19 protein-coding genes and 1 pseudogene are annotated in these 23,693 nt (G+C 59.3%); 8 read left to right on the top strand and 12 right to left on the bottom strand.

Annotated features, from left to right (window positions below):
* Window positions 1-126: 126 nt before the first annotated feature.
* From trmB to AKL28_RS13875, 7 genes are all read right to left on the bottom strand, one after another.
* Complete coding sequence (gene trmB, locus AKL28_RS13905; RefSeq protein ID WP_050468758.1) at window positions 127-825, bottom strand: tRNA (guanine(46)-N(7))-methyltransferase TrmB; 699 nt, start codon at window positions 823-825, stop codon at window positions 127-129.
* Window positions 826-952: 127 nt separating this feature from the next.
* Window positions 953-1,210, bottom strand: a complete 258-nt coding sequence (locus tag AKL28_RS13900; protein ID WP_050468757.1) for a BTH_I0359 family protein — start codon at window positions 1,208-1,210, stop codon at window positions 953-955.
* A gap of 641 nt (window positions 1,211-1,851) precedes the next feature.
* Entirely contained in the window at window positions 1,852-2,601 is a 750-nt protein-coding gene (locus tag AKL28_RS13895) for a response regulator (RefSeq protein WP_050468756.1), read from the bottom strand.
* 112 nt (window positions 2,602-2,713) lie between these two features.
* Entirely contained in the window at window positions 2,714-5,002 is a 2,289-nt protein-coding gene (locus AKL28_RS13890; protein ID WP_050468755.1) for a sensor histidine kinase, read from the bottom strand.
* Entirely contained in the window at window positions 4,999-5,520 is a 522-nt protein-coding gene (locus tag AKL28_RS13885) for a DUF4390 domain-containing protein (protein ID WP_156226345.1), read from the bottom strand. The genes AKL28_RS13890 and AKL28_RS13885 overlap by 4 nt, the downstream gene beginning before the upstream one ends.
* A 134-nt stretch (window positions 5,521-5,654) precedes the next feature.
* Entirely contained in the window at window positions 5,655-6,986 is a 1,332-nt protein-coding gene (gene rsmB / locus AKL28_RS13880; RefSeq protein WP_050468754.1) for a 16S rRNA (cytosine(967)-C(5))-methyltransferase RsmB, read from the bottom strand.
* 1 nt (window position 6,987) lies between these two features.
* Entirely contained in the window at window positions 6,988-7,626 is a 639-nt protein-coding gene (locus AKL28_RS13875; RefSeq protein WP_050468753.1) for a LysE family translocator, read from the bottom strand.
* Window positions 7,627-7,783: 157 nt separating this feature from the next.
* On the opposite strand from AKL28_RS13875, the gene AKL28_RS13870 reads away from it, so the two are divergent.
* Window positions 7,784-8,989 (top strand): MFS transporter, encoded by a 1,206-nt coding sequence (locus AKL28_RS13870; protein ID WP_050468752.1) that lies wholly within the window; start codon window positions 7,784-7,786, stop codon window positions 8,987-8,989.
* Between the two features lie 117 nt (window positions 8,990-9,106).
* Here AKL28_RS13870 and AKL28_RS13865 read toward each other — a convergent pair whose 3' ends face one another.
* The 3 genes from AKL28_RS13865 to AKL28_RS13855 all read right to left on the bottom strand — a co-directional run bounded on the left by AKL28_RS13865 (window position 9,107) and on the right by AKL28_RS13855 (window position 10,663).
* A complete protein-coding gene (locus AKL28_RS13865; RefSeq protein WP_050468751.1) occupies window positions 9,107-9,451 on the bottom strand; it encodes a DUF1840 domain-containing protein in 345 nt (114 codons plus the stop codon).
* A gap of 256 nt (window positions 9,452-9,707) precedes the next feature.
* Complete coding sequence (locus AKL28_RS13860; protein WP_050468808.1) at window positions 9,708-10,235, bottom strand: hypothetical protein; 528 nt, start codon at window positions 10,233-10,235, stop codon at window positions 9,708-9,710.
* Entirely contained in the window at window positions 10,235-10,663 is a 429-nt protein-coding gene (locus AKL28_RS13855) for a hypothetical protein (protein WP_050468750.1), read from the bottom strand. The genes AKL28_RS13860 and AKL28_RS13855 overlap by 1 nt, the downstream gene beginning before the upstream one ends.
* 178 nt (window positions 10,664-10,841) lie before the next feature.
* On the opposite strand from AKL28_RS13855, the gene AKL28_RS13850 reads away from it, so the two are divergent.
* The gene (locus tag AKL28_RS13850) at window positions 10,842-12,848 is read left to right on the top strand and encodes an OPT family oligopeptide transporter (RefSeq protein ID WP_050468749.1); all 2,007 of its coding nucleotides are present in this window, start codon (window positions 10,842-10,844) and stop codon (window positions 12,846-12,848) included.
* Between the two features lie 53 nt (window positions 12,849-12,901).
* On the opposite strand, the gene AKL28_RS13845 is transcribed toward AKL28_RS13850, so the two are convergent.
* Window positions 12,902-14,701 (bottom strand): methyl-accepting chemotaxis protein, encoded by a 1,800-nt coding sequence (locus tag AKL28_RS13845; RefSeq protein ID WP_050468748.1) that lies wholly within the window; start codon window positions 14,699-14,701, stop codon window positions 12,902-12,904.
* Between the two features lie 223 nt (window positions 14,702-14,924).
* Window positions 14,925-15,611 (bottom strand): annotated as a pseudogene (locus AKL28_RS13840) (ATP-binding protein); the annotation flags it as partial.
* Between the two features lie 81 nt (window positions 15,612-15,692).
* Between AKL28_RS13840 and AKL28_RS13835 the strand changes: the two are divergent.
* The 6 genes from AKL28_RS13835 to AKL28_RS13815 all read left to right on the top strand — a co-directional run bounded on the left by AKL28_RS13835 (window position 15,693) and on the right by AKL28_RS13815 (window position 22,953).
* Window positions 15,693-16,376, top strand: coding sequence for a TnsA endonuclease N-terminal domain-containing protein (locus AKL28_RS13835; RefSeq protein ID WP_197091059.1), 684 nt, complete (start codon window positions 15,693-15,695; stop codon window positions 16,374-16,376).
* Window position 16,377: 1 nt separating this feature from the next.
* Complete coding sequence (locus AKL28_RS13830; RefSeq protein ID WP_050468746.1) at window positions 16,378-18,300, top strand: Mu transposase C-terminal domain-containing protein; 1,923 nt, start codon at window positions 16,378-16,380, stop codon at window positions 18,298-18,300.
* The gene (locus tag AKL28_RS13825; RefSeq protein WP_050468745.1) at window positions 18,297-19,205 is read left to right on the top strand and encodes a TniB family NTP-binding protein; all 909 of its coding nucleotides are present in this window, start codon (window positions 18,297-18,299) and stop codon (window positions 19,203-19,205) included. Before AKL28_RS13830 ends, AKL28_RS13825 begins: the two co-directional genes overlap by 4 nt.
* Window positions 19,202-20,290, top strand: coding sequence for a TniQ family protein (locus AKL28_RS25380; RefSeq protein ID WP_082221492.1), 1,089 nt, complete (start codon window positions 19,202-19,204; stop codon window positions 20,288-20,290). Before AKL28_RS13825 ends, AKL28_RS25380 begins: the two co-directional genes overlap by 4 nt.
* A gap of 608 nt (window positions 20,291-20,898) precedes the next feature.
* Window positions 20,899-21,771, top strand: a complete 873-nt coding sequence (locus AKL28_RS13820; protein WP_050468744.1) for a hypothetical protein — start codon at window positions 20,899-20,901, stop codon at window positions 21,769-21,771.
* Between the two features lie 306 nt (window positions 21,772-22,077).
* The gene (locus AKL28_RS13815) at window positions 22,078-22,953 is read left to right on the top strand and encodes a hypothetical protein (protein WP_050468743.1); all 876 of its coding nucleotides are present in this window, start codon (window positions 22,078-22,080) and stop codon (window positions 22,951-22,953) included.
* Window positions 22,954-23,693: the final 740 nt, after the last annotated feature.

Raw genomic sequence — 23,693 nt, 5'->3', positions numbered from 1 at the left:
GTGGAAAAGGGAATGTGTGCAGGGCGGACGTTGGCGGGTTGGTCGTTGTTGTCATGGGTAATCGCATTGCGCCGGAATCGTCCGATGCGGCACGGCCGACGGCTGGGAAAACGAGATGATACCGCGTCAGGCCGATGCGGCCCTGGCCTTGCTCAGGCCGTCCATGCCGAGGTCGGCGCGGCAGCGCCACAGCGTATGGCCGGAGGCGAGGTACTTGCGTTCGAAGGGCGTGATGGGGGCGTCGGTGGCGTAGGGTTCGGCGGCGGCGTCCAGGCCGCTCAACTGGTTCAGCGCGGCGGCGAATTCCTCGACGTAGATGCGCCAGTTGCTGCGGCACTCGATATGGCCGCCCAGCTGGAGGATGGACGGGAATACGGCGTGGCCGTGCCAGCGTCGCGCGAGGTGGCCGATCTTGGGCCAGGGGTTGGGATAGAGCAGGTAGTGGCGTGCGGGGCGCCAGCCGGCATCCATCGCCAGGCGCCAGTAGTCGACCAGGTCGGCCCGCACGAAACACAGGTTGCCGGGTTCCGGGCCTTCCCAATGCGTGTTGCGCGCCAGGCGGTCGGCCGACTGGTCGATGCCGATCACGAAGTGGTCGGGGTATTGCACGGCCAGGTTCAGCGTTGATAGTCCCACGCCGCAGCCGGTATCGAGGATCAGCGGCGGTTCGCCGGCCGCCCGCCAGGCGGCCATGCTGTGGTCGAAGGCGCGGCGGTTGTAGTCGGTCACAGGTTTGCGGAATGGGTGCGAGGCATGGCGCGTAACGAGATCGGCAAGTTGTTCGTGCACGCCGGTTTGCGCGCTGCTGATGGGGGAGGAGTTCACGGACTGCGGAAAAGAAGATGAAAGCGCAATTCTAGGGCCTGTTCGGCATTATTTCAGCCGACGGTAGCGGAAGAAAAAACGCCGCGCTGGAGGGCGCGGCGTTCTTATCCTGCTGGGGACGGAGGGCTTAATGCAGCGTCATCGGGTGGCGCATCATCACGTCGTAGCGGCTCAGGAAGGTGTCGATGTCTTCCATCGTCGGTTCGCTGGCGATGAGCTCTTGCACATCCTTGCGGAACAGTTCTGCGGCGGGGCCGTCGATGTAGATTTCCCGCTGGCCCGATTTGTCCATGATCTCGTAGCCGCCAAAACGCAGGGCTTCATGGTCGGTATCGGCACCGAATTCGACGACGCTGTACTGTTCACTGTTGTAGATGAGATTCATAGTGACTCCTTATGCTGGAATACTGCTTCGAAAAGGAAGTGGCGTCTTCACTGGGAATTTCAAGAGCAAGCCCTGAGGGCGGTGATGCATTATTGCTATCTTGCTGCGTACCTCCGGGAGCAACGTTTTCGCGCACCCCTGAGTCTGGTTACGGCATTTTTGCCTAAAACTTTGATGCCCCGGCTGCACCCCTTGTCTGTTGCAGCAACCGTGCGGCCGTTGCGGACGACGGAATTACATGAGTAGATGTAACCGTTTGGCGGAAGTTCATCGCCGGAATGACGTTGCCGGAACGCAAACAAATTCGTGAACCTGCCGCCCCTCGCCATTGCAGAACGCTTCCGGCCCAGCCAGGCCATCCCCTTCAGGTTCGATGACCGGGAGATACCGTAAAACTACCGTCCTTTTTCACGCGATGCATTCGTGACCCCGGTGCAACTCGCAAGGTGCTTGTTTGCAGGATGCAACCAGCCAGGGGAAATGGAAATCAGGAAAATTCTGAGTCCTGAAAAGAAACTTGCGGAGTGGCTGAAATGGATATGGGGAGGGGAGTGTCTTCGAATAGCACGCCATGAAAGCAAACAGGACCGCCAAGCGGTCCTGTTTGCTGGTGCCGGACCTCTCGGACGGCAGGGCCGCGTTCAATGGTTCTTCTTGGCCAGCTTGCCGGGTTCCACGCCCAGTTGTTTCAACTTACGGTAGAGGTGGGTGCGTTCCAGCCCGGTGCGTTCGGCCACGCGCGTCATGCTGCCGTTTTCGCGGACCAGGTGGTATTCGAAATAGGCGCGTTCGAAGGCATCGCGCGCTTCGCGCAGCGGCAGGTCGAAAGAGATGTTGGCGGCATTGTCGGCTACCTGGTTGTAAGGCGAAGCGGCCGGCATGCCATGGTGCAGCGAGTCGCCGCCCAGGGCAGGGGCGTAGCTGGCGATCGGGGCGGCGTGGTCGGCTGCGTGCAGGCTCTCGGTGCTGCCGTTGGCGACAGTGGCGACCGGGGCCGGACGGTAGCTGGCCGGGCGCACCGGTTCGCGGCTGTGCGAAAGCCCCTGCTGGACTGCCTTGAGCAGCTTTTGCAGCGCGATCGGCTTTTCCAGGAAGTTGAGTGCGCCGATGCGGGTGGCCTCGACGGCGGTGTCGATGGTGGCGTGCCCGGACATCATGATCACGGGCATCGTCAGCAGTCCGTCGCGCTGCCACTCCTTCAGGAGGGTGACGCCATCGGTGTCGGGCATCCAGATATCCAGCAGCACGAGGTCGGGCACGCTGTTTTGGCGCAGCTCACGCGCTTGCTGCGCGTTCTCCGCGGTGGCCACGACATGTCCCTCATCGCCCAGAATTTCTGAGAGCAATTCGCGGATACCCATTTCGTCATCGACGACCAGGATGTTTGCCATGTGCTGCTTTCCTCGTTGCTAGTTCATTGTCCAAGTTATCGATCTTGTTCCCGGCGGGCAGGCTGCGATGAATTGCCGATTCCCCCGGGGCGCCGCATTCGAATCTTGAGTCTTAATCAATAGGTGCTAACTTTACCAGCAAAATTACTATTTTTGCGCCCCTGCTGTCAGTGCGATTCTGGATATCGATTCTTCCGCCGTGTTCCTCGACGATTTTCTTGACCATGGCGAGTCCCAGACCGGTGCCTTTTGGTTTGGACGTGACGTAAGGTTCGAAGGCGCGCGCCAGGATCTTGGGTGAAAAGCCGGGGCCATTGTCCATGATGGACAGGCGCACTGCCGGTCGGCGCGCACCGTCGGCGCCGGCGATCTCGATCTGCTCGGTGACCAGGTCGATGCGCGGCGCCTGCTGGTCATCGTCGCCCACCGCATCCTGCGCGTTTTGCAGCAGGTTATGGATGACCTGGCGCAGTTGGGTGGCGTCGCCCATTACCTTGGCCATGTCCGGCGCCAGGCGCGGATGGATCGCGTCGCGGCCGTCGCCGGCAAGGTAGAGGTTGAGGATTTCCTCGATCAGTTCGTTCAGGTCCAGCGCCACCGGTTTGGCGGGCGGCGTCTTGGCGTAGTCGCGGAAGTCGTCGACCATGCGCTTCATGGCGGTGACCTGGTTGACGATGGTGGTGGTGCCTTTTTCCAGGATCGCGGCGTCGTTGGGCATGAGCTTGTCCGACAGGCGGTGCTGCAGGCGCTCGGCCGAGAGCTGGATCGGCGTCAGCGGGTTCTTGATCTCGTGCGCCAGGCGGCGCGCCACCTCGCCCCACGCGATCGAGCGCTGGGCCGAGATCACGTTGCTGATATCGTCGAACACCACCACGTAGCCCACGCCGTTTTCCACCGGCAGGTGCGAGCCGCGCGCGAACAGCGTGATCTTGTCCTGGTCCGGCTTGCCGGCGTTGCCCGGGTCGTTCTCGCCGTCGAACGCGGTACCGGGCTGGCGCGGCAGTTCGATCTGGCGCTGCCAGTGCAGGGCGTCGTGCGGTGCTTCGGTGCTTTGCTGGGCGCGTTGCTCGGAGAAGGCGCGGATGATGGCCTGGGCGAACAGCGCCTGGCCTTCGATGGTCTGCAGCGGAGTGCCGATATCGCCCGAGAAATCGTAGCCCAGGATGCGCGGCACCGAGTCGTTGCTGCTGACGATGTTGAACTGGCCGTCCAGCACGATCACGCCGGCCGACATGTTGGCCAGCACCGATTCCAGGTAGGCCTTGGCGTTTTCGAGCTCGGCGCGGTTCTGTTCCACCGAGGTGCGCGCTTCCAGCAGCTGGCGCGTCATGGTGTTGAACGATTGCGTGAGCGTGCCCAGTTCGTCGGACGTACTGACGATGGGCCGCGGCGACAGGTTGCCTTCGGCCACCGCCTTGGTGCCTTCGGCCAGCAGCAGCAGCGGTTTGGCCAGGTCGCTGGCGATCAGGAAGGCGCTGGCGATGGCCGCGAAGATGGCCAGCAGCAGCGTGAGCGTGAGCGTCACCAGGTAGATCTTGCGCAGGCCGGAGCGGGAGACCGAACGCTGCTGATATTCGCTGTAGGCTACGCGCAGGGTTTCGGCGTTGGTCGCCAGGTAATCCGGCACCGGTTGCAGGATCTGCAGGTAGCGGGTGTCGTTCTGCAGTGAAAGCCCCTTGCTGGAGCCGGGAATCAGCACCACCACATGCAGCCGCAGGTTGGCGTCGGAATCGGATTCGCCGCTGGGCGGACGCGAGTCGTCGCTTTCCACTGCGGCGAAGCCGCGCGAGATGCGGGCCTGGCGCATCGCCTGGGCGCTGGGCAGCACCGGCGTGAGCGAACCGATGGCGCCGCCGACCGTGCTGACCACCTGCCCGCTGCCGTTGACGATGGTGATCTCGATGTTCTGGTCGCGCAGGCGCGAAAAGTAGGTCACTTGCTCGGACTCGCTCATGTCCGACAGCTCCTGCGCCATGCTGCGCGCCCGCGAGGACAGGTCCGACAGCGATGAGTCGAGCGCGTTGCGGCCCAGGTTGAGGCCGGACTCCAGCGCCGCTTCCATGCGCACGTCGAACCAGGATTCGATCGAACGCGACACGAATTGCACCGACATCAGGTAGATCACCGCGCCGGGCAGGATGCCGATCAGCGCGAACATCAGCACCAGCCGCGCCAACAGTTTGGAGCCGAATTTGCCGCGCCGGTAGCGCTTGTAAAGACGGGTCAGCAGCAGCAGTACCAGGCCCAGCAGCGAGATCGCGGCCAGGCCGTTCAGGAACAGCAGCCACGGGTAGTGCTGCTCGAACAGGGCGGAGTTTTCGGAAGCCGAAGCCAGCAGGAACAGCAGGATGCTGATGACGCCCCCGCCGACCACCAGCAGATAGCGTAAGGTGCGGCTCATTCGGGTTTGTAGGTGAATTCGATCCAGTCGGAAGACAGGCGCCAGTCGCTGTTGTTGAGCGCGTTCACCTGGAACGGCTTGGGCAGCTGCGCCACGTCCAGCCGCATGCGCACGCCCACGTTGTAGATATCGCCGGACTTGAGCGTATCGCTGTCGGCGATGATCCAGCGCGGCGGCCGGCGGATCAGCGCCATGGCGTCTTCCAGGTTGGAAAAGCTTTGCTGCAGCTGGCCGCTGATGGCGGTGTGGTACTGGCGGGTCAGGACATTATAGGAGATGCGCACGGTGCGGGTGGCCGAGACGTTGGTCTCGTCGAACCAATACCAGCGGCGGCGCGTTATCTGCACTTCGGTCGTGAAATACAGCGGCACGCCGCGCGTGAGCGCATCTTCCAGGCCGCGGTTCAATTCGAACGAATAGGCCAGCGACAGCCGGTGGCCTTCGGCGCTGGGTTCGATCGAGGCTTGCGTAATGGTGATTTCGGCGGCCCGGGCCGGCATCGTGGCCAGCAGCATCATCACCGCCGCCAGTGCTGCCAGCGCCAGCCGCAGCCAGCGGCCGAGCGGGCGAGGCGATTGCGGATGCGCGCCGCCACAGACCCGGCGCAGGCCGCATTGCGAGCTAAAGAGAAGAAGGGCCGATTGCGTCAAATTCATGCACCAGTTTTTTGGAACAGCGCGTAAAACAGGCCATCGTGGTCGGTTTCTGCGCTGGCAGTCGGCAACAGTTGGCCTGGGGCTGGCAGTCGTATGGCATTGTTTCTTTGCGCGAAGGCAAGTGCCTGCTGCTCCGATTCTTGCGGCCACAGCGAGCATGTTACGAGCAGCAATTTACCATCCGGCCCAAGCATCTGCCAAAGGTTGTCTAAAATTTGCGCAGAAAGTGTTGCAAGCTGTGCGGTGTCGGTCTTGCGGCGCAGCCAGCGGATATCGGGGTGGCGCCGTACGATGCCCGAGGCGGTGCAAGGCACGTCGGCCAGGATGCGGTCGAAAGGCCGGCCATCCCACCAGCCGCCGCCTTGTGCGCCCTGGCGGGCGTCGCCGGCGATGAGCTTGGCGCGCAGGCCCAGGCGTTGCAGGTTCTCATCAATGCGAGTCAGGCGGCGCGGATCGTGGTCCAGCGCTTCCAGTTCGATGTCGGCCAGCTCCAGCAGATGGCCGGTCTTGCCGCCGGGGGCGGCGCAGGCGTCCAGCACGCGCATGCCGTCGGCCACTTCCAGCAGTGGCGCAGCCAGCTGAGCAGCGGCATCCTGCACCGACACCACGCCCTCGGCGAAGCCGGGGATCTGTTGTACCGGCACCGGCTTGTCCAGGCGCACTGCCGATGGGCCGACCTGACGGCCGGGCATGCCGGCCGCGGCCAGCGACGCGAGATATTGTTCAACCGTGGATTGGCGGCGGTTCACGCGCAGCGTCAGCGGCGGCGCCTGGTTGCCGGTATGCAGGATGCGCTGCCAGTCCTCGGGATAGGCAGCTTTCATGCGGTCGATCCACCAGGTCGGGTAATTCCAGGTGCCGGGCGGGGTCTTGACGGCCAGCGGCATCAGGTTCGCACGCTCGCGCAGGAAGCGGCGCAGGATGGCGTTGACTACGCCCTTGGCGAAGCTCATGTCCGGGCTGATGGCTGCCGCTTCGACCGCCTGGTCGACCACGGTGAAGCTGTCGTAGCCGGCCTCGTCTTCATCCACCAGCAGCGCCAGCGCGCAATCGAGCAGGCCACGCAATACCTCTGGCTGCGGCGGCTTGTTGGCCAGCAGCGCCAGCAGGGCATCGCTGATGCCGAGGCGGCGCATGGCGCGGTAGCTGATGTCCTGGATCGCGCCGCGCGCCTGCGGCTGCTTGTCGATGCGGGCAAAAATCTGGGCCAGCGCCTGCGGCAGCGCGGTGCCGGCACGCACGCCGGCGACTGCCTGGGCGGCGTAGGCCAACTGGTAAGCCAGCGAATCGGCCTTGGCCGACGGGGAAATAAGGGAAATTTGGATCACGTCAACTCTTGCTGAGGGCCAGGCGGATGCCCAAGGCCACGAAAGCGCTACCGACGATACGTTCGGCCCAGCGTTTGAACTGTGGCCGGCGGCCGGCGCGGGCCGCCAGTGTACCAGCGACCAGCGCGGTGAAGCTATTCCATAGCGTGGACAGCGTGATGAACGCCATGCCCAGCACCAGGAAGGCCAGTGCCTGGCGCGGCGCATCGCGGGCCACGAATTGCGGGAAAAAGGACAGGAAAAACAGGATGACCTTGGGATTGGTCACATTGGTCAGGGTGGCCTGCCAGAAAACGGCGGGCAGGGACAGCGGCGCCGGACGCGGCACACTGGTGTTGCCGGCCGTCTCTTTTTGCCAGACCAGTCTGATGCCGAGGTAGATCAGGTAAAGGCCGCCGGCCAGCTTGATCGCCAGGAAAGCGGTGGCGGAGGCCGCCAGCAGCGCCGACAGGCCGAATGCCGAGGCCAGCGTGTGAAAGCAGCAGCCGAAAGAGATCCCCAGCGCCGACACTACTCCGGCGGCGCGGCCCTGCGCCACGCTGCGGCCGATGATGTAGGCGGTGTCGGGCCCAGGCGTCAGGTTCAGCAGGAAAACGGCCAGGCAGAACAGGCTGAAGTCGGTGATGCCGAGTGCATTCATGGCGGGCAGGCGGGATTCGGAAGACCTGCATTGTAGCGGGTGCGGTGGCGGCAAGCGTGAGAACCGTTCGGGATCTCTCCGGCAGGAATGTACGAGTTCCGCTAAAGTGGCTGCCTCCCGGAAACCCGGACGCCACACGCCAAGGAAATCAGACAATATGCAAGCCGCCACGGCAGATACCGCGCCGCAACAGGATATTCCCCGCTGGATGGTGATACTGCTGGCCGCCGCCTGCGGCATCATCGTCGCCAACCTTTATTACGCCCAGCCGCTGATCGGCCCGATCAGCCGCGCGACCGGGATCTCGCCCGCCGCTGCCGGCCTGATCGTGACGCTGACGCAGATCGGATACGGCCTGGGCCTGCTGTTCATCGTACCGATGGGCGACCTGTTCGAGAACCGCAAGCTGGTTCTGACCGGGCTGGTGGCGACCTGCCTTGGTTTGGTGGGAGCGGCCTTCGCGCAGAGCGCCACGCAGTTGCTGGTGTCGGTGCTGGTCATCGGCTTGTCGTCGGTGGGCGCCCAGGTGCTGGTGCCCTATGCGGCCCACTTCTCGCTGCCGCATACCCGCGGGCGTGCGGTGGGCAGTGTCATGAGCGGCTTGTTGCTCGGTATTTTGCTGGCCCGCCCATTGGCCAGCCTGGTGGCCGACTTGTTCGGATGGCATACCATCTTTGGCCTGTCGGCAGCCCTGGTGGCCATGCTGACCGTGGTGCTGTCGCGCTACCTGCCGCAGCGCCGCCCGCCTGCCGGCATGCACTACGGCGCCCTGCTGGGTTCGATGTGGACGCTGGTGAAGACAACGCCGATATTGCGCCGCCGCGCCCTCTACCATGCCATGCTGTTCGCATCGTTCAGCCTGTTCTGGACCGCTTCGCCATTGTGGCTGGCCAGCCCTGAATTCGGCATGTCGCAAAAGGGCATCGCCCTGTTCGCCTTCGCCGGCGTGATTGGCGTGATCGCCGCACCGGTTGCCGGGCGCATGGCCGACCGCGGCTGGAGCCGTCCGGCCACTGGCGTGGCCTTGCTGTGCGGGGCGCTGTCTTTTTTGCTGCCGCTCCTGATGCATGGCGGACGCGATTTTTCGCTGGCCATGTTGCTGCTGGCGGCGATCCTGCTGGACTTTGCGGTATCGGCCAATCTGGTCCTGAGCCAGCGCGCCATCTATGCGCTTGGCGGCGAGATCCGCAGCCGGCTGAACGGCTTGTTCATGGCTACCTTCTTCGCCGGCGGCGCGGTTGGTTCCGCACTGGGCGGCTGGATGTATGCGCAAACCGGCTGGACCGGCGTGGCCTGGATGGGGTTTGCCTTCCCGTTTGTGGCGCTGCTGTATTACCTCACCGAATTGCGCGGGCGGAAATAAAGCCGGCGGGAAATCCCGGTTCCAAATGCAAAACGGCTGTCGCAGTGGATGACTGCGGCAGCCGTTTGTTTTTGCGCCGGCGAAACCGTCGGCGCATCGTCGCTCAAGACGGAAAGCTCAGACGCCCCACAGGATGTCGTAATCGCCCTTCTTGGCTTCGCGCAGCATGTCCAGCAGCGGGTAGGCGCGCGCCGAGAAGCTCACCGGCTCGATCTTTTCGTGATTGTGGTCGTCGGTATTGGCGTTGTGATGGGCGTTGATGTCGCGCTCCAGCATTTCGACCGCTTCATGCGCCTTGCTGGCGGTGATTTGCCTTTCCAGCAGGGCGATGGCGTCGCCGGATTCGGCTGCCGTGATCACGCCGCGGGCGACGTCCTTGTGCAGCATGTCCAGGATGGGTTTGGCATGCGACTCGTACATCACTACATCGGCGGCCGCTTTTGATTTGAATGTGATCAGCATATTTCCTCTGAAGTCTTTGATTTAAAACGATTTTGTCAATGTGGCCAAGCGCGCTGTCAGGCCGCGCCGGGCCATCGGGAAATGGGCTGCGGACAATGTCGCCGTCCGGATCAGTTCCTAGAATACTACCCAGTTTGGGCCTTTGTCATCCGAACGTAGGGGCTGAAATAGTTCGTAACACTTTGTGGCCACCTTCATCCGGATCGGGAGGCATTACGCATACTTGCCCGGCTGGCAGGATACACGTCGTTGTGCGTCATATTGGTTTGAAAGAAGAGAAAAAGGTTTCGATATTCTCTTCAGTGACGGCATGCTGGTCGCCCAGGATCAACACCTGATAGATGCGCCTGTCTTTCGAGGCCAGCCGCGCCACCAGCCGTAGCGGGCGGCCGCGTGCCATGCCTTGCGCATCCAACTCCAATGTGCGGGAGAAGCCCTCGGTCTTGCCCGGCAGAGGTGCCCTGTCGATGGCCTTGCCGCCGATGTTGTTGAGCAGGGCCGTGCCCATCGCGTCCAGCGCGCGGCTGGCGGCGGCATTGTCGGCCAGCTCGGCCGTGCCGACCGCGAAAGTGGTGCCGTCGATTTCGGTAGCGATCATGCTCATCTCGACCTTGGGGCCGTCGAGGTCGACCGTACGCGTCGCGCTGGTGGGTTTGCCGGGCAGCAGCACCACGAAGTGCGCGCCGTTGTCGCTGCTTTCACGCCAGTTGTATTTGGGCGAGCAGGCGCCCAGCGTCAGGGTTGCCAATACCGGCAGGAGAATTGTGTGGCGCAGTTGGTTCATCAGCGGCATTCGTTGATATAGCGCGTTTCCAGTTGGCCGAGCTGGCCATAGTCATTGCCGCCGGGCTTGAGGAAGGTACCGCGCGAGGTGGAGGCGGTGACGCTGCCCGGGATCGGGAGCGGTACAGAATTGGAGTCGCGCCGGCCATCGCGCAGCGGCGCTTCGGGATAAACGTCGTATTGTGGCGGCGGGGTACTGCGTGCGCGTTCGATCTTCAGGCGCAATTCGCGGCAGGCGGCGTTTTCGTTGCCATTGGTGTCCAGGCCGGGGCGTGGATTCTCTCCCGGCAACGGCGCCAATGCCTTCTTGACATCGGAAGAATAGGGATTGAGTGCTTTGCTGGTGTCGTCCTGCGCCAGGGCAGGCAGGGCGAGCAGCGAGAAGGCAAGCAGCGCGCCGGCGCGCTGAGCGATGTGGAATCTGCGCATGGTTGTATGAAGTTGTGGCCGCGGGACCGGAACAGGGGATCATAGCAAAACTCCAGCGTGGTTCCGGTGGGTGTCGGGGAAGGCATGGCATCACCATGAAAAAATCGGATTTTGTCTGACAGTGATAGGTCGATTCTTGCGGTATAAGAATCGATTCACATCGATAAAGGATCGCGACATGTCTCATGACAATGGAACTGGCCTGCCCGAACTGACCTTGCGCGGCATGGTGCTGGGGGCCCTGATCACGGTGGTGTTCACGGCATCGAACGTCTATCTCGGGCTCAAGGTCGGGTTGACCTTTTCTTCGGCGATCCCCGCGGCAGTGATCTCGATGGCGGTGCTGCGCCTTTTCAGCGGCGCCAACATCCTTGAAAACAATATGGTGCAAACCCAGGCATCGGCCGCGGGCACGCTTTCCGCCATCATCTTCATCCTGCCTGGACTGGTGATGATGGGACACTGGCATGGCTTCCCGTTCTGGCAGACGCTGGGGATCTGCGCCGCCGGCGGCATGCTGGGCGTGATGTTTTCGATCCCGCTGCGTCGCGTGATGGTGGTGCAAGGCGATTTGCCTTACCCCGAAGGCGTGGCGGCAGCCGAGATCCTGCGCGTGGGCAGTGCCGATGCCGATGGCGGCGAGGAAACCCGGCGCGGCCTGCGCGATATCCTGTTCGGCGGCGCGCTGTCGGCGGGTTTCAGCCTGGCGGCCAGCGGTTTCAGGGTATTTGCCGAGAACATGAACCTGTGGTTTTCGGCCGGCGCATCGGTGCTGCGTTTGCCGGTGGGATTTTCGCTGGCGCTGGTGGGAGCGGGTTACATGATCGGCATCGTCTCCGGTGTCGCTATTCTGATCGGCCTGGTGATCGCATGGGGCATCGCCGTGCCTTACCTGACCGCAGTCACGCCGCGCGACGCCGGCACGGCTTTGTCCGCTTTCGCCAACGGCATCTGGAGCAGCCAAGTGCGTTTCATGGGCGCCGGCATGATCGGCGTGGCGGCGGTATGGACGCTGGCGACGCTGTTCAAGCCGATGGTGGACGGCGTGAAGGTGTCGCTGTCGACCCTGTCGCGGCGCCAGCAGGGCAGCGGCGAACGGACCGACCGGGACATGCCGCCGGCCTGGATCATCGCCATCAGCCTGGCCATGATTGCCCTGCTGGCGGTGGTGTTCGCCTCGTTCCTGTCGGATGCGCCGGTGTCATCCGCGCTGTTCGTCGGGCTGATCGTGTATGCCGTGGTATTTGCCTTCATCTTCGGTTTCCTGGTGGCGGCGGCGTGCGGCTACATGGCGGGCCTGATCGGGTCGTCATCCAGCCCGATTTCCGGCATCGGCATTATCGCGGTGATCCTGGTGTCCCTGCTGCTGCTGGCGTCGGGGGCGGTCGACTCATTGCTGGCCACGCCGCAGGGCAGCAAGCTGGCGATTGCCATCGCACTGTTCGTCACCGCCGCCATCATCGCGGTAGCTGCGATCGCCAACGACAACCTGCAGGACCTCAAGACCGGCCAACTGGTCGGCGCCACTCCCTGGCGCCAGCAGGTGGCGCTGCTGGTCGGTTGCGCAGTGGGTGCGGCCATCATCCCGCCGGTATTGAACCTGCTCTACAACGCCTACGGTTTCACCGGCGCGCTGCCGCGCGAAGGCATGGACGCAGCGCAGGCCTTGGCTGCGCCGCAGGCCACGCTGATGACGGCCATCGCCACCGGCATCTTCACCCGTGAATTGAACTGGACCATGCTGGTGATCGGGGTGGCGCTGGGCATCGTGCTGATCGTGGTGGATTGGCTGCTGGCACGCCGTGGCGGCGTGGCGCGCCTGCCGGTATTGGCGGTCGGCATCGGCATCTACCTGCCGCCGACGGTGAGCATGGCGCTGTTTTTCGGTGCGGTGCTGGGATGGCTGATCGATGGACGCTTGCGCAAGCGCGCCGCCGTGGTTGGCAAGGAATTTGACGACTATGCGGAAAGGCCGCGCCAGCGCGGCATCCTGGTGGCGTCGGGGCTGATTGTGGGCGAGAGCCTGGTAGGCGTGCTGCTGGCGGCGGTGATCGGCTTCACCGGCAAGGATGCGCCGCTGGCATTGGCGGCGGGCGCTTTCGACGGCATCGGGCAGTGGCTCGGGCTGCTGGCCTTCCTGCTGATACTGTGGTCGGTGGCGCGGCGCGTGTTGCCGGCGCGCTGATCGGCGGGGGCCGGGGCAACCTTGCGGTTGCCCCTTGTGCATGGATTGTGGTTTCAGTGCATCTTGAAGCCGCCGACGATGGTGGCCAGGCGCGAGGCCTCGTCTTGCAGCGATTGCGCTGCCGCCGCCGCCTGTTCCACGAGGGCGGCATTTTGCTGTGTGCCTTCGTCGATGTGGGTGATGGCCAGGTTGACTTCGTCGATGCCGGCGCTTTGCTCGATGCTGGCATTGGCGATTTCGCCGACGATGGTGTTGACGCTGCGGATGCTGCTGACGATCTCGGTCATGGTCTGGCCGGCCTTGGCCACCAGTACGCCGCCGTCGGCTACCTTGGCGACCGAGGTGTCGATCAGGTCCTTGATCTCCTTGGCGGCCTGGGCGCTGCGCTGGGCCAGGCTGCGCACTTCCGATGCCACGACGGCGAAACCGCGCCCCTGCTCGCCGGCACGCGCCGCTTCCACGGCCGCATTGAGCGCCAGGATATTGGTCTGGAAGGCGATGCCGTCGATGACGCCGATGATGTCCGCGATCTTTTGCGAAGAGGCGTTGATGGCATCCATGGTCGCCACCACGTTGCCCACCACTTCCCCGCCCTGGGTGGCGATATTGGAGGCGGTTGCCGCCAGCTCGTTGGCGCGCCGCGCGTTGTCGGAATTCTGCTTGACGGTGGAGGTGAGCTGTTCCATCGCCGAGGCCGTCTCCTCCAGTGCGCCGGCTTGTTGCTCGGTGCGCGCCGACAAGTCCTGGTTGCCGGTAGCGATCTCGGCCGAAGACACCTTGACGGTATCGCTGCTGTTGCGGATGTCCAGCAGGATGGTCGTGATCTTGGTGACGAACTGGTTGAACGAGTGCGAGATCTGGGTCACTTCATCGGCGCCGTCTTCCGGCAGGCGCATGGTCAGGTCGCCATTGCCCGAGGCGACGCTGTCCATGGCATTGCGTACCCGCGACAGGCGTTTGAATACGGCGGTGGTGAGCACGCTCATGATGGCTGCCGCCGCCAGCGCCACAATCAGCAGCGCCACGATCGCCGATTGCATGGCGTTGCGCATGCCGGCGTTGGCGTCGGCTTCATCCATGGCCAGGATCAGGGTCCATTCGGTGCCCTTGATCGGTACCGGGCGCACCAGCTTGGTGGCGCCGTTCAATTGCATCTTGATCGACTTGTCTTCGCCTGAAATGGCGTTAAGCCTTTCGGTGGTCAGCTCGGGGTTCCATTCCTTGGCCGGCTTGTTGACCCATTGCGCCTCGGGGTGCGCCAGCATCAGGCCGTCACGGTCAACCAGAAAGGCGAAGCTGGCCGGGGTCGGGTGGATCGAGCGCACCACTTCGCTCACGCCGTCCAGGAACACCGCCGCCGCGACCACCCCGACCATGGCGCCATCCTTTTTCACCTGGGCGGTGAAGGACACCATCGGTTTCTTGGTCGCCACATCGGTATAGGGTTTGGTCACGACCGGCTTGCCGGCTTTCACCGACTGCAGATACCACGCGCGCTGGGTTGGATCGTAGCCGGGCGGCAGGCCATCGGCGCTGGAGGTGAAGGCAGTCTTGTCTTCCTTGCCGAAGGTGGTGACATAGAAGCCGCCGCTTTTTTGCAATTGCTGGATGACAAATACCGGATCGGCATTGAGCACGCCGTCGGCTGCTGCTGCGGTCATCGCGGCCTTGGAGGCGACCCATTCGTTGATGGCGGAAGCAAAGCCGTCTGTCACGGCATGCGCATTGCGGTCGACGGTGCGGTCATTGTCGATTTTGATGATGAAGAACGACACCGCGCCTACTACTGCCAGGCTGGCTACCAGCAAGGCGATACTGAAAAACATGATACGCGTCTTGATGGACTTGAACATGTGCTTCCCCCTTTACGATCGGTCGATCCAAACTTGGCGAAGGCGTGAGATGCCGTCTCCCCACAGAGCGGCGCATCCCCTCCAGATCCTGATGAGTATCGGGGCTATCTGAGCGATTCTAAGCGGGGAATAAGGGGCGTTTTTTCCCCACTTTTTAATGGGCGGGAAGACGGGGAAATTGCTGGGATGCAGTATGTTTGCTGTGTTGCAACCGGGAAACGGCTTAGTTATTGCGTAGCGCACGCCGATATTGGATGGCTTCCGCAATGTGCGGCTGCAGCACCTGCGCCGCTCCGGCCAGGTCGGCGATAGTGCGGGCCACCTTGAGCACGCGGTGATAGGCGCGGGCAGACCAGTTCAGCCTGGCCATGGCAGCGTATAGCAGTTCGTCGCCGGCTTGGTCCGGGCGGCAGTGCAGGTCGATTTCCTGGGGGGCGAGCCGGCTGTTGGGTTTGCATTGGCGCTGTTGCTGCAGGTTCAAGGCCAATGCGGTACGCGCGGCAATGGCCTTGGAGGTTTCTCCTGCCGTTGCGGCCGCGAGCTCGTGCGCAGGCAAGGCGCCGACCAATACTTGCAGATCGATGCGGTCGAGCAGCGGACCGGACAGGCGGCCCTGGTAGCGCGTGATGGCATCGGGCGAGCAGCGGCATTTGCCGCTCTCATGGCCGAAATAGCCGCACGGACAAGGGTTCATCGCCGCCAGCAGTTGAAAGCGCGCCGGAAACTCAGCCTGGCGCGCGGCACGGGAGATGGTGATGCATCCCGACTCCATCGGCTCGCGCAAGACTTCCAGCACATGCCTGTTGTATTCAGGCAATTCGTCGAGGAACAGCACCCCGTGATGGGCCAGCGAAATTTCTCCCGGACGCGGCGTGCTGCCGCTGTCATTTCTATTTATTGAGGCGACTGTAAATACTTGACTCTCCTCTTGCGGAAGGGCAATATTCACAAACTATACGGCGACTCAAAAATAGCTTTAGGGGCGACTGGATTGAAAACTGCAATAATTACGCGACTGGATTGCAAAGAGCCGGTTCGTGCGCTCAAGATGAGCTATCGCGGCATTACCGGGCGAGTTTCTATGCCTGCGGGAGGGCGAGCTCATCATGAGTCCGCTCTTGAACGTGACTGGCTTAAATGCTTAGCTTTCGATCCCGACGTCAAATCGGTCACGGTTCAGCCGTTCACCATGTCATATGAGTATGAGGGTGTAGTTCGAACCTATACGCCAGATGTGCTTGTTGAACGCGAAACGCCAGCGTACGGCGCGAAGATCGTCGTCTATGAGCTCAAATTCCGCAGTGAACTCAAAGAAATATGGAAAGAATTTCGACCACGCTTTCGTGCGGCAGTCGAGCTTTGCCGTGCGAATGATTGGCGCTTCAAAATTATGACCGAGCTGGAGGTGCGCACGCCTTACCTGGCAAATGCAATCTTCTTCCGCCGTTACGCCGCACTCGTACCTCAGAAAATTACTGAAGAGCAACTTCTGTTTTCGTTGAAAGCACTCGGGCCGACTACGCCTCAAGCGCTCCTTGCTGCTTCCTACAATACCCGCGAATCTCAGCAAATTGCGATGCCCTTCCTTTGGCGTTTGATCGCGCATCGCCGAATCGCGGCCATGCTAGATCGTCCAATGTCGATGCATTCCGCTATTTGGCTGCCAGGAGTCTGACATGGTCGGAATTTCCAGAAACTTCTTCCAAGTTGATGTTGGCACGTTGGTTCAGTGTGAGGGACGTGGTTACAGAGTGACGCACTTGATCTCCGCAAATAGCGTCGTCGCGGAGGATTTGGAAACGAAAGAATCCAAGCGTCTGTTCATTGATGCCCTCAAGATCCTGCAAGAAAAAGGTGAAAGCGACGAAAAGCACGAAGTCGCCGCCCCGGACAGCTTGCAATACTCCAACGAAGAATGGGCTGAAGCACAGCGGCGCCTCAAGGCAATTAAACCGCTTCTCCAGGAGCCCATTCGTACGCGCGCTCGCGTCGAGATCATTGCGAAAGAACATGGCGTTCATGCGGCCACGCTATACAAATGGCTGAACCTGTTTCAATCCGCTGGGCATGTTTCTGTGCTCATCCCAAGTAAGCGAGGGAGAAAAACAGGTACAACGTTCCTGGAAGAGCATCTGGAAACCATCATTTCCTCTGCTATCCAAGACGAATATCTGACCAAGCAGCGAGGCACTCCGCAAGATGTCGTCGATGAGGTTTTTCGCCGCTGTCGTCTGGCGAAAGTGGTGCCGCCGCATGCCAACACTGTTCGCAATCGTTTGGCGGCTCTTAAGCCAGCTTCCACTTTGCGTGCACGTGGCTTCAGAGACAAGGCGCGTGACAAATATGGCCCGATACAGGGGAATTTCTCCGATGGTACCTATCCCCTCGCCGCCGTTCAGATCGATCACACGCCGACCAACGTTGTGCTTGTCGACGAAAAATATCGCCAACCCATTGGACGCGCTTGGCTTACGCTGGCCATTGATACTTTCAGCCGAATGGTCGTCGGCCTTTTCATTTCCTTCGAGCGACCAGATGCTTCGGCAGTAGGAATATGCATGGCCCGCGGGATTTGCACAAAGCGCGAGTATCTAGCGCAACTTGATGTACCTGGCGACTGGGGTGTTTGGGGCGTGCCGGCGATTGTCTATGTTGATAACGCTAAGGAGTTCCGCTCTATGGCGTTGGAGCGAGGCGCCGACGAATACGGTATTGACGTGCAATGGCGCCCCGTTAAGACACCTAATTTCGGTGGGCACATTGAGCGAATGATGGGCAATGTCGGAAATCATGATCGAAAACTGCCAGGTGCCACATTCTCCAAACCGGAGCAGCGCGTAGGCTACGATTCAGACGCTGAGGCCGCATTGACCGTGCGAGAGTATGAGCAAAAGTTGGTAGATTTCATCGTCAATATCTATCACCAGCGCAGGCATAGTGCACTGGGTATGTCGCCTGCGAAGCGGTGGGAGCTTGGCGTCAATGGAGATGGCCAATCGATGGGAACTGGGTCTATGCCAATCCCTGAAAACCCTGTTCGTATCGAAATTGACTTTATGCCGTTTTTCGAGCGTACCGTCCAGCGTTACGGTATTCAGATCGACAACATCTTCTACTACAGTCGAGCCCTTGATCGCTATATCAATGCAGCGGATCCCGACGCGCCGGACAGAAAGCGCGATTTCCTCGTCCGACGACATCCATCGAACATCTCCAAGATCTATTTCCTCGACCCCGCTGACAATCGCTATATAGAGATTCCATATCGCAATATTGGACATCCCCCGATCACAATTTGGGAGCTGCGCCATGTCTTGGCAATTCTTAAGAAGCAGAGTGAAGACGATATTGACGAAGATCGTATTTTTGCGGCCATAGAGCGCATGCGGACTCGCGTGGAACAAGCGGTCGCGACCACCAAGGCGGCTCGACGACAGCAGGCGCGAAATCCTGCAAGCGAATCTCGACCCGCCAGCGCGGCTGTACCCGGCCATACGGCCGCCGCTGCGAAGCCTCAGAAAGAGCCGGCCAGTGCCGCCGCAGACGACCCATTCGCCATGGAAATTCTGCCATTCGATCAGGTCACCTCGCAGCGATGAATACTCAAGCCCAGAAAAACCCTCAATTTCCACATCTCTCAGCAGATACGGCTGATGCTATGTATCTAACGACAGCTGAGCGAATTGAATTTTGCCGACAAGACAAATGGATCGGTTATACGCGTGCGGAGTGGGTGCTCAACAAACTCGATGAGCTACTGATCTATCCCAGGACAATGCGCATGCCGAGCATCCTTGTTGTTGGCAGAGGCGGCAATGGCAAAAGCGCTATTCTTGAGCGCTTTCTTAATCGCTGTCCTGGACAGGTAACCGCGTCCGGTGACCCTGTGATGCCTGTACTTAGCTTCGATATGCCGGAGACGCCGGACGAGGGCGAGCTTTGGTCAACGATCTTATGGCAACTAGGCATTTCTCACCGGGAAAAAGACCCGCCACACTTGAAGAAGCGAGAAGCCAAATCTGCCCTGCAATATGCGCAAGTACGGATTCTGGTGATCGATGAATTCAATAATCTTCAAAACATGGGGAAGCGTGCTGCGGATATCCTGGCTGCTATTAAAGGTATAAGCAACGATCTCAAGCTATCCATTGTTGCAGCGGGCACCTCGGAGGCCATCAATGCGCTCAACACAGATCCGCAAATGAAGAATCGATTCGAACCTCTTGCGTTGCCACGTTGGCCATTAAATGCAGACTATTTACGATTTTTGGCAAGCTACGAAACCTTACTTCCGCTCGCCAAGCCGTCAGATTTGATCTCTCGTCCGATCGGCATGAAGATCTACGGCATGTGTGGTGACACTCTTGGCGCGACTGTGAAGCTACTTAAGAATGCGGGTGCTTATGCCATCGAAAACGGCATCGAGCAAATCACAGGAGACGTTCTTGATTCTGTAAAGTGGACTGGTCCGGAGGGCTGGGACGAGGTCGCCAGAACCATATGAGCGCTCCCCGGCCATGGGTGATTCGCACTCAACCAGGTCCCTCCGAGCTACTTAGCTCTTATTTAGTTCGAACTGCTCATGCTCATGGCATAAATCCATATCGCTTTTGCTCATTCCACTTCCCGCGTGTTTGTATCTGGAACCGTGATATCGATCGTTCCGCCGGCATCGACTTCTTGTTTCAACTATCCCAGCATGCATCCCTATCTCCTGAACAGGTCGGCGACCTGACGCTAAACCAATGGCGCCGTGTGGTATGCGGTACTGGCATGCAGCCACCAATCGCACCTGGAACTGATCCGTGGATTAGCTCGATCGGGATTTTTCATCGTATTCGCCATCGATTTGGTCTGCAATTTTGCCCTCAATGCCTTGCTGCTGATGGGATATTTAAAAAGGAGTGGCGCCTGTCATTTGTGACAACGTGCCTGGAACACGGTTGTTCACTAGCGGATTGTTGCGGACGATGCCTTGCCCCAGTGTGTTTTCATCGAAACGATGCATTGCTCTGCAATTGTTGGCAGTGCGGATATCCGCTGGTAAATTCAGCTAGTGGCTCTGATGCTGGTTTAGAGAAGCGGCAGCGTGGGCAGCTATATCTCATGAATGCGCTCCTCGCCGGAGTGACCTCTGTTGGAGGCGCTACAATTGAAAGCGCCTCATTTTTCCAAGGGCTCTCCTTGCTTTTCCGGACTATCAAACTAAAGTTGGCCTCTTCCGACCAAAAAATCAATTTTCCCGGCTTTGCCAGTTGTTGTAAGGGGGCTCGTTTCGAGCATGAGCGACTTGCCGTACGCGCAGAGCAGAGTCTTGCGATTTCGGGGCTGTTGGATCAATGGCCTGAGCAGCTATTGGAACTGGCGTCAGACATAAAACTGAATCAGAGCTCATTTGATAAACGGGAGGCCATTCCCGCGTGGCTCGCCCAAACTCTTTCCCTCCTCCCCACAGGCAGCCGTCGAACTCGATCACGAAAGACGGTGCCCGTCCGTCTCGCTCTTCAGCGTATCGCCCGACACAAGAATGAAGGATGGCGTGCAAATCGTGCTCGTATCCTTTTGGCAGCGGCCGGAGGTAGCGCATGAGTATCGATAAGAAGTACGGTCGCTACTGTGATGGATGTGGCGATACGATTCAGAAGGCGCATCGCATATGGGATGGCAAAGACTTTTGCGCAACCTGCTACAAGAGGCATTTCGTCTCGCGGGCGTGTCTCCGCTGTGGCGCATCCGCGCGTGTGCATAAAAATAGTCATGAAGACGCAATTTGTCGTAAATGCAGCCTGGAAGGCCGGACATGCCAGCGTTGTAGCAAGCCGATTATCGGAAAGTCCGGGATGATCAGCGCGGGCATGCCTGTGTGCCCCAGCTGTACTCCCTACTTCCGAGAACCTCGGCCTTGTGAGCAGTGCGGTCGACCGTCAACGCGGCTTTCGTCTATGCCCCAAATGGGCATTCACGCGAAGATCTGTGATCGATGCCGCAACAGCGCCAGTTGCAAGACGTGCTCCGTTTGTAGGAAATCCAGAAAGGTTGCCGGCTATACGGACGCAAATAGTCCCTACTGCGCTCAGTGTGTTCCAGGACAAGAGATCACTCACGCATGCCCTGGTTGCAATACCACTCTGCCAGGCGCCGGCAATGCAAAATGCCGGCCTTGCATCAATAAAGACCGGATACTGAAGGACGCAGCGATGCTGGCCGCAACGCTAGATCATGCATGGGCCAAGGATTTTTGCGTCAATTTCGCTCATTCGCTTTGGGAGCGGAAGAAAGATAGTCCGGGTCTCGCTAAGTTGTACCAGGCTCATCAACCCATGCTACAGCGCCTTGATGCCACATACGCAGAGATTGTGGAGATCTCTCCCGATACGTTGTTGCGTGATTTCGGAACCGCAACCCTGCGTAAGCACTTGCTTGTGAGACGCTATTTGGAAGAAGCGCTGTCAATTAAGGTCTCTCAATCTTCGCGGGAGGACGCGGCAGATCGAGATCGGATTAAAGTGAAGCTGGCGGAGCATGGCGGGAAACCTTGGGGGCCCTTACTGAAAGAATACGCCTCTTGGTTAGATGGGCTTGATATCTCAACACGGACCCGCCGGCTCTATATCGCAACGGCGGCAACCTTTTGTGCCGAGATTAAGATCGGTCCCTCGGGTTGGACAGAAAATCAGGCACAGCGCCACCTTTTGCGGCATCCGGGTGCGTACTCGAATCTACTCAGATTCGTTGGATTTTGCTCAGAGGTTCGTGGATGGAAGGCGGTGATACCACCTCAAAGCCGCATTCTCAATATCAGAACCAAGACACCCGCTACCGTGGTTCGGCTGCGCAAGCTATTGGATATGGTGAATGCGGAAGGACCGGAACACGTACAAGATAGCGTCTTGTGTCGCGTTCTCGCTTTGTCATTTGGACTGACTATTGCAAAAATGAGGTCCATTCCACGAGAGAACTTTACTTCAGACGGAAATGGCTTGAAATTTAAGGTTGGCAGCGATTCGGTTGAGATCCCAACGGGGCTGCTGGCTATTGCTCAGGCTTATTTACAACGCATGGCCGCTTAGGATCCATTTGCACTCGGCTAGCTATTGCATGTTTCGGTGGTCGTGGACACCCAGTTCGGCGACGTGGAGGATCCTGGTTCGGTCGAACTGGACAGCCGAAAGACCAAAAGATTACACAACGCAAATGACCTATCGGCTCGAGGAGGTTTTTTTGATACCAGGTTTTACACGGTAAGATTTCCGCTAGCGGCCAGAAACGGTCTTGCAATACAGGCTAATAATTTGGATGGAAACCATTTTCCTCCAGGCAGCAAGACTGCGGAATCATCCTAATTAGATTCGGCTCCCAACCATTAAAGGATCACTATGTCAGGCTTCGAATTTTCAAAGATTGCGATTATCCAATCACTTGAGGAGGATGAAGTAGAAACCGGAACTGAGTTAAAAAAATATATAGACGGACTGCGCGAAGATAATCTCGACGTCCCTGAGGCGGTCCTGATCAATGTGAAAGGAAGTGACGAGTTTCTGAAAGTGATTGAGCAGTTGACGGTTGAAGCCATCAAGAGCGAAGAGGTGCCGATTCTTCAGATTGAAATGCATGGATGGCAAGACAAAACTGGTCTTGCGTTTGCAGATGATTCCTCATTAACTTGGCAGGAAATTTCGACTCCCTTTGCTTCGCTTAACAGGGCGACGGGGTTCAATCTGCTAGTTTGCATGTCAGCATGTTTTGGCGGCCACTCTCTCAGTTTCGTTAAGCCTGACGGACCAAGCCCATGTTTCGGGTTGATAGGGCCGTCGCATTCAGTGGACTCTGCAGAGCTGCTGGGTGGATTTCGCGCCTTCTACAGAGAACTGATCACCAGCCGTGATGTGAATTCTGCCCTAAAGCACCTGCATGCGCATAAGTTAGAAGAAGGGGAATACCTCAATATTAGGGCGGAGGATTGGTACTTCCAGATCGCAGATCTTTACTTAAGAACCAAATGTACCAAAGAACGACTTCGCGCTAGAGCGGATACCGTCTTGGCACAAATGTCGCGTGAAGGGAACATCCTGAGCTCTGGACAAATAGCTAAAATTGTTGAAATAGGAACGGATCTGGCGAAAAGCTATGTTGAGCGGCGGTTCCCAACATTTTTCATGCTGGACTCGATTCCATCAAACGAAGATCGCTTTGGTCAATCTTTAGCTCGAGCGAAAGAGGAGGTAGAGCGTTTCATGGCGTCGCAAAAGTAAATGGGGCGGGCGGCCACCTCTCTCGATGGCTGACGCTATTCGATGGATTCCCATTCTTGGGATTTCTGCAATCGGCCAAAAGCCGACTTCTAACACCGTCGACATAGGCTCAGTTGCTGTCTTAGTTACGCATTACCAACGCGGCCACTAAGAATGCGGTCAATGAATTGACGCGCGTGATCTAGCCCAGTCGTTTCGGCAGCATGCTCGGTTTGAAAAAATCGGAAAGGATGGGATAGCTGGGGTAGAAGAACTGTGCCCTGCTTTTTTACCTTAACTTCCTCGATGGACCAGCCCTCGCGTATGTGCACGCATTTCACATATACCTCATGTTCTTTATAGTATGAGACTCGTTCGAATTGCTCCATGATGTACCTCTATTGAGTGAGATTTATCGTTTGCAAATAGGTGAAGTGCGTAAGCGCAAAAAAGCCGCTGACGCGCAGCGGCTTGGCACAAGCCATTAAATCGGGTGCAGGTGCAATACAACCGATGCTTTATTCTATTATGTTCTTTTTACGCAGATTGCTAGCAGCAACTTGAATTTGGCTTTGGGCTTTCCTATGCTGATTTTCATCGGAATGGAGGTGTGACTATGTCGCAACATTTTGGAGTGCGAATGCGGCCGCCAAGTGTTCTTCATCATCATCCTGGCCTGACTCATATTCCCTTCATTGTCGGCAGTCGATATGGTTACCACCGCCTAGCAAATTCCTATTTAATTGAATTGGGTCTAGGTG

It is taken from the genome of Herbaspirillum chlorophenolicum, assembly GCF_001189955.1.
Classification (GTDB): Bacteria; Pseudomonadota; Gammaproteobacteria; order Burkholderiales; family Burkholderiaceae_D; genus Herbaspirillum; species Herbaspirillum chlorophenolicum.
Note: the sequence above shows the minus strand (reverse complement) of the source record. Positions and strands in the feature narration are given on the sequence as shown.